Raw genomic sequence first — 5,708 nt, 5'->3', positions numbered from 1 at the left:
TAGTTGGACTGGGATCTAACTACTCTTCCGGCTGGGAGGCGCCTTCATGCGGTTGGTCACCTTCGACACCGGCGCCGGCGCCGAGATCGGCGTCCTCCACGGCGATCTCGTGGTGCGCCCGGCCGCCGCCCTGCGGGCTCACCAGGTGTACCGCGACGGCCCCGGTACCGTATCCCGCGCCGCGGAACTGCCCGAGGAAATGGTGGCGTTCTTCCAGACAGGTGCCCACGGACGCGCACTGGCGGCCGAGGCGGTCGCGCTCGTGGACCAACACAGTGCACGCGGGGACGAACTGCACGACAACGGACGGCCCGTCGCCCATCCGGTCGCAGACGTTCGTATCCTCGCCCCGGTGCCCCGGCCACCGCGGGTACGGGACTACCTGACCTACCAGGCACAAGGTTCCGATGCCGGACGCCTCGAGTTCGACGACCTACGAGCGGGTCACTTCCGCCGGCAGGTGACGGTGTACTCCAGCCAGCCCGACACAGGTCGACGCTGGCGGCACGACCTACCAAATTTCGCTCGGGTCCGGCGAGGACTGGAGCACCATGCTCCAAGTGGTCGCCCACGTCCGCCCCTCGGCGCATCTCGGCTTGGAGGCCAGCGTCCAGAACCACGCCCGGCGCATCCAGGAGCAGGTCAGCGACGAGCTGGACGTGTGGACCGCGAACGCGCCAACGCTGGCCGGTGGCCTCGACAGGCTCCAGCGGGCCTACCAACGCAGCCGGGTCGACGTCGCGGCGCTGCGGCACACCCCGATCATCTCCGGCGGCGAACCGATGTCGGCGGGCGGCCTTCCCTGGCACATGTGCCTCACCGGCCGGGACAGCACCACCTGCCTCCCATCCTGCCGTTCCTCACCCGATCCGGATGAAGCACGGTCACCCCTCCGCAGGACAGATTGGGACAGCGGACGGGGAAGGAGACGACGATGTCAGAGACCGAGGCATGGTTCGACCGCCTCTCAGGGCGGCACTCCACACTGTCCCCCTCCACCGACGCCACCGTGCGGTTCGACCTGGTCGCTGACGACCGGACCGAGCACTGGTACCTCGACATCCACCAGGGCGAGGTGGACGTGTCCCACGCCGCACGCGACGCCGACTGCATAGTTCTGGCCGGCGCCAACGCGTTCGAGCATTTGGCCTCCACCCACGGCAGCATCTTCGCCGCAGTGATCCGCAACGACCTCACTGTCCTCGGCGACATTCGGCTGTTCGCGATGCTCCGCAAGCTCATCCCCGGCCCGCCCGAGGACCACGACCCCCGCGAGGTCTACCGGGGGGACTCCAGGCGATGAGCGCGGGAAACCTGGTCAGCATCTTGCAGGGCAACACCTTCGTGGTCTCCGACGAAGCAGGGGACATCGCTCCGTCGTCGCGCAGGCCAACCGGGGTGTTCACCTTCGACACCCGGTTCATCTCCACCTGGGTCTTGACCGTCGATGGGCAGCGCATGTACGCGTTGTCCACCGATGCACTCCAGTACTACGAGGCCCGCTTCTACTGCGTCCCCGGCGAGCCCACCCACTACGTCGACGCCAAGCTGTCCGTCATCCGCCACCGCACCATCGGCGGCAGCAGCTTCCAAGAACAGCTCACCGTGCTCAACCACATGGGCGAGGATGCCGAGATCCGGGTCCGGCTGGACATCGACGGGGACTTCGCCGACCTGTTCGAGGTCAAGGACGAGCAAATCTACAAGCCGGGCCTCTCCGAGGTCTCCGTCCGCGACGGGCAGATGCGGCTGACCTACGAGCGTGAGAACTTCCGCCGCTCCGCGGTCATCTCCAGCAGCGAGCCCGCCAAGATAGACCGGCGCGGCGTCATCTGGAACATCCGGATCCCACCACGTAGCCGTTGGTCCACCCTCGTACGGGTGGACATCCTGGTCGAGGCGGCACCGGGTCAGCCCAGCGAGGCCAGTATCCAGCAGCACACCCACCACGTCCGAGCCCGCATGCGCGACCAGCTCGACCGGTGGATGGACCAAGCGCCCTCGCTCGTCTGCGACTCCGAGGCGCTCAGCCGCGTCTACCGACGTGGCCTGGTCGACCTGGCCGCCTTGCAGTACACCCCGACCACCACTGCCGGTCGGAGTATTCCCGCCGCCGGCCTGCCCTGGTTCATGACCATGTTCGGCCGCGACAGCATGATCGTCTGCCTCCAGACGCTGCCGTGCCTGCCCGGCATGGCCGTCACCACCCTGCGGGCCATGGCCCTCGCTCAGGGCGGAAAGTTCGACGACTTCCGCGATGAGGAGCCCGGCAAGATCCTTCACGAGGTGCGTTACGGGGAATTGGCCGCGTTCGAGGACCAGCCCCACACCTCCTACTACGGCGCGGCGGACTCCACCCCGCTGTTCCTCATCCTGCTCGATGAGTACGAACGCTGGACCGGCGACAGCGACCTGGTCCGCGAACTTGAGCAGGACGCCCGCCTGGCGCTCGCTTGGATCGACACCTACGCCGATCTGCTCGGCACCGGTTACATCTGGTACCGCACCCGCAACCTCCGCAACGGCCTGGAGAATCAGTGCTGGAAGGACTCCCCGGACTCCATCTCCTACGCCGACGGGCGGATCCCCGAACCGCCCCGTGCGACCTGCGAGCAGCAGGGCTACGCCTACGACGCGAGGATCCGCGCCGCCCGACTAGCCCGGGAGTTCTGGAGCGACCCGGCGTACGCCGACCAGCTCGAACGGCAGGCGGCCGACCTGAAGGAACGCTTCAACCGCGACTTCTGGGTTGACGACGGCGGGTACTACGCCCTCGCCCTTGACCGCGACGGCGGCCATGTCGACGCGCTCGCCTCGAACATGGGCCACCTCCTGTGGAGCGGCATCGTCGACCCCGAGCGGGCCGCCCAGGTCGTCGCACACCTGGTTTCCCCCCGGATGTACTCCGGCTGGGGCATCCGCACCCTCGCCATGGACCAGGGCCGCTACAACCCCGTCGGCTACCACGTCGGCACCGTCTGGCCGTTCGACAACTCCATCATCGCCTGGGGCATGCGGCGCTACGGCTACCGCCAGGAAGCCGGCCTGGTCGCCCGCGGCATCATCGAGGCCGCCCCCTTCTTCGACTACCGGCTACCCGAGGCGTTCGCCGGGTACGACCGGGACCTCACCATCCACCCGGTCGAGTACCCCACCGCATGCAGCCCCCAAGCCTGGTCAGCCGCCACGCCGATGCTGCTGCTTCGCACCCTGCTCGGCCTGGAACCCCATGACGGCCACCTGGTCGTCGATCCGGCCATCCCCGAGGAGATCGGCCGCGTCGAGCTGCTCGACATCCCCGGCCGGTGGGGTCGGATGGATGCCTTCGGCCGCCCGGACGCCAGCCGCAAACGATGACCCCACCCGGTCAGGTCATGGGCTCGATCCTGGCGGAGAAAATCCACGACGGCCGGTTCCTGCGGCTGGTGTCCAACATGCTCACGGCCGGGTATCTGCAGGACTGGCGGTGGCACGCTCAGCGGTGCGCCGCAGGGTGGCGTGGCATCACCGATCCTGTCGAACATCTACCTGGACCGGCTGGACACCTTCGTCGAGCAGACTCTGCTGCCTGAATACCATCGAGGCGACCGGCGTCGACGTAACCGCGCCTACCAGGTCGTCATCGATCAGATCGCGAAGGCCCGACGTCACGGTGACCGTGCCGCGGTCCGGCTGCGCAGGGTCAAGTTAACGGCTCTGGCGCAAAAACGGGTCTACTGCCGTTCTCGTGGGTCGGGTTCATGATCGTCCGGGTAGTGGTGGGCAGAGGCCGCCGCGGTGTTCCACACTGCCCGGCGTACCTCGTCGAGGGCGCGCATAATGTCAGGATGACTGGCGACCGCGTGATGCTGGACGGCTCGCGGCCTTTCCAGGAACGCGTCCGGCACCTCCGCGATGCCTGGGTCCGGGACGGACGCGGTCGTGCTTTCCTGGTCAGCGGCACGGCGTTCTTCGCGGTGTACTGCTGGAGCTTGAACTACAAGATCGGCGACCCGACGGCGCCGGCGTGTGATGCCGAGCTGGCCGAGTTCGTCGCCGCCTCGTACGAACTCAACGGCGGCTCCGTCGGCTGGAACGCCATGCTCAACAGCCGCGAAATCTGTTCCACCTGCCATGACCGGTACCGACTGGAAAACCTCGGGATCTGCACCGACTGCATGCGATACACCTGCTACGGCTGCGGCGATCACGAATGCTGCGCCGGCGAGCTGCTTTGATCGTGATGCTGTCGGTGAAGCGTCTGCCAGGCGTGGTCGGCGTGCCAGCCGAGGGGGCGGTCCCCCCGACAACTTCTGCGTCGGCGTCAGCAGCGTGAGCCTGTCGATCGCCCGTGGCAAGATCTGCCAGGTGCAGATCAGGATGCTCGGACCGTTCGAGGTCTGCACGGACGACGGCATCCTGGCCGACGTGCCGGGCGCGCGGTTGCGCGGGCTGTTTGTCGCCCTCGCGCTCAGGCCAGGTCACGTGGTCCCGAAGGCGACACTCGCCGACCGGATCTGGGGTGAACACCCGCCCTCCGATGCGGCGAACGCCCTGCAACGCCTGGTTTCCCGGCTGCGGAAAGTGCTGCCGGAAGGGTTGGTCTCGGGGCAGCCGGACGGCTACCGGTTGACGGTGGAGCCCGACGCCGTCGACGCCGTACGGTCCGAACGCCTCGTCGGCCAGGCCCGCGGGGTGACGAGCATCCGAAGCGGGTACGGCGGCTGCGAGGCCCTCGCCTTGTGGCGCGGTGCGGCCATGCAGGACGTCGGCTTGCCCCACAGCGCGGCGCTCGACGCGATGGTCACCCGGCTCGTGCGTAGCCGCGCTCGCGAGGGCTGCCGGCCGGGTAGCCGCGTACCTTGAGGTTGGTGAGATCGAGGGCAGCCTTCTGCTCGCGTGCAGCAGCTGAGTGCAGCAACGGTCGGCGGTGAATGACGACCCAGCCGGTCGGGCTACGCAGGTTGAGGAGCTTGCGGCGCTCGATCGACCCGGACGGTCGGTCCCCGGTGCTACCTTGCCGGCCGTGAACGACGATCTGCGCGCCGTCGACTGGGAATCGCTGCAGGCTCCGTACGGGCCGGCCTCGGATGTGCCGAGGCTGTTGCAGACCCTTCGGTCGCCCGACCCGGCGGCGCGGGGCGAGGCGGAAGAACAACTCGAAGACCATCTCCAGCACCAAGGCTTGGTGTACGAGCCAGCGGCTGCCGCAGCGCCGTACCTGATCGATCTGCTTGCCGACCAGGGAAGCACCGGATCGGCTGGTGGCCTACCGCCTCCTGCGGACGATCCTGAACTGTGTCGAGCTGTACGAATCGCCGAGGTCTGCGGCGGACGTTCCGACGCTGAGCGAACTCGCGTCGCAGCGCTCGGACTGGTGGTTGTCCAGGTCACCGGCGTGGCGTAGGCAAGGCGGATACCAACGTCCGGTCACCAATCCCTGTCATGCCGCAGCGTATGAGGCGGTGCGGGCCGGCATGCCCACGTACCTGCAGGTCCTGCAGGACCCCGACCTGGACCTTCGTCTCGGGATGGCGTATCTGCTCGCCGCCTTCCCGCAGGAGTGGGCGATCATGTCGCCCGTTCTGGCCCACCGGCTCTCAGAGCCTGGTAAATAAGGGTTTCAGGTGTGTTGGTGACGGGCGAGGCGGCGAGCCATGACGATGACCATGGCCCACTGGACCATCGCGGCGTGGTGCTTGGGTAGCCGTTCGTAGTCACGGACGGTA

Annotated in this window: 6 protein-coding genes and 1 pseudogene; 6 read left to right on the top strand and 1 reads right to left on the bottom strand. The window is 67.8% G+C overall.

Going from position 1 to position 5,708, the window contains the following annotated elements; translation table 11 throughout:
- Positions 1 to 19: 19 nt before the first annotated feature.
- Positions 20 to 298 (bottom strand): hypothetical protein, encoded by a 279-nt coding sequence (locus ABGB16_RS32960; protein ID WP_347671973.1) that lies wholly within the window; start codon positions 296 to 298, stop codon positions 20 to 22.
- Positions 299 to 934: 636 nt separating this feature from the next.
- Here ABGB16_RS32960 and ABGB16_RS32955 point away from each other — a divergent pair.
- The 6 genes and pseudogenes from ABGB16_RS32955 (at position 935) to ABGB16_RS32930 (ending at position 5,386) form a co-directional block, all read left to right on the top strand.
- Positions 935 to 1,303: an SCP2 sterol-binding domain-containing protein gene (locus ABGB16_RS32955; RefSeq protein WP_347671972.1), complete on the top strand. Its 369-nt coding sequence runs from the start codon at positions 935 to 937 to the stop codon at positions 1,301 to 1,303.
- Complete coding sequence (locus ABGB16_RS32950; protein ID WP_347671971.1) at positions 1,300 to 3,357, top strand: glycogen debranching N-terminal domain-containing protein; 2,058 nt, start codon at positions 1,300 to 1,302, stop codon at positions 3,355 to 3,357. Before ABGB16_RS32955 ends, ABGB16_RS32950 begins: the two co-directional genes overlap by 4 nt.
- Before the next feature lie 141 nt (positions 3,358 to 3,498).
- The gene (locus tag ABGB16_RS32945) at positions 3,499 to 3,744 is read left to right on the top strand and encodes a hypothetical protein (RefSeq protein ID WP_347671970.1); all 246 of its coding nucleotides are present in this window, start codon (positions 3,499 to 3,501) and stop codon (positions 3,742 to 3,744) included.
- Between the two features lie 83 nt (positions 3,745 to 3,827).
- A complete protein-coding gene (locus ABGB16_RS32940; protein WP_347671969.1) occupies positions 3,828 to 4,217 on the top strand; it encodes a hypothetical protein in 390 nt (129 codons plus the stop codon).
- Between the two features lie 130 nt (positions 4,218 to 4,347).
- Positions 4,348 to 4,794, top strand: a pseudogene (locus tag ABGB16_RS32935) (helix-turn-helix domain-containing protein); the annotation flags it as partial.
- A 211-nt stretch (positions 4,795 to 5,005) separates the two neighbouring features.
- Entirely contained in the window at positions 5,006 to 5,386 is a 381-nt protein-coding gene (locus ABGB16_RS32930) for a hypothetical protein (protein ID WP_347671968.1), read from the top strand.
- The last annotated feature ends 322 nt before the right edge of the window (positions 5,387 to 5,708 follow it).

Source organism: Micromonospora sp. B11E3, from assembly GCF_039871625.1.
Taxonomy (GTDB): Bacteria; Actinomycetota; Actinomycetes; order Mycobacteriales; family Micromonosporaceae; genus Micromonospora.
The sequence above is the reverse complement of the archived record's forward strand: the minus strand, read 5'-3'. Positions and strand labels throughout refer to the sequence as shown.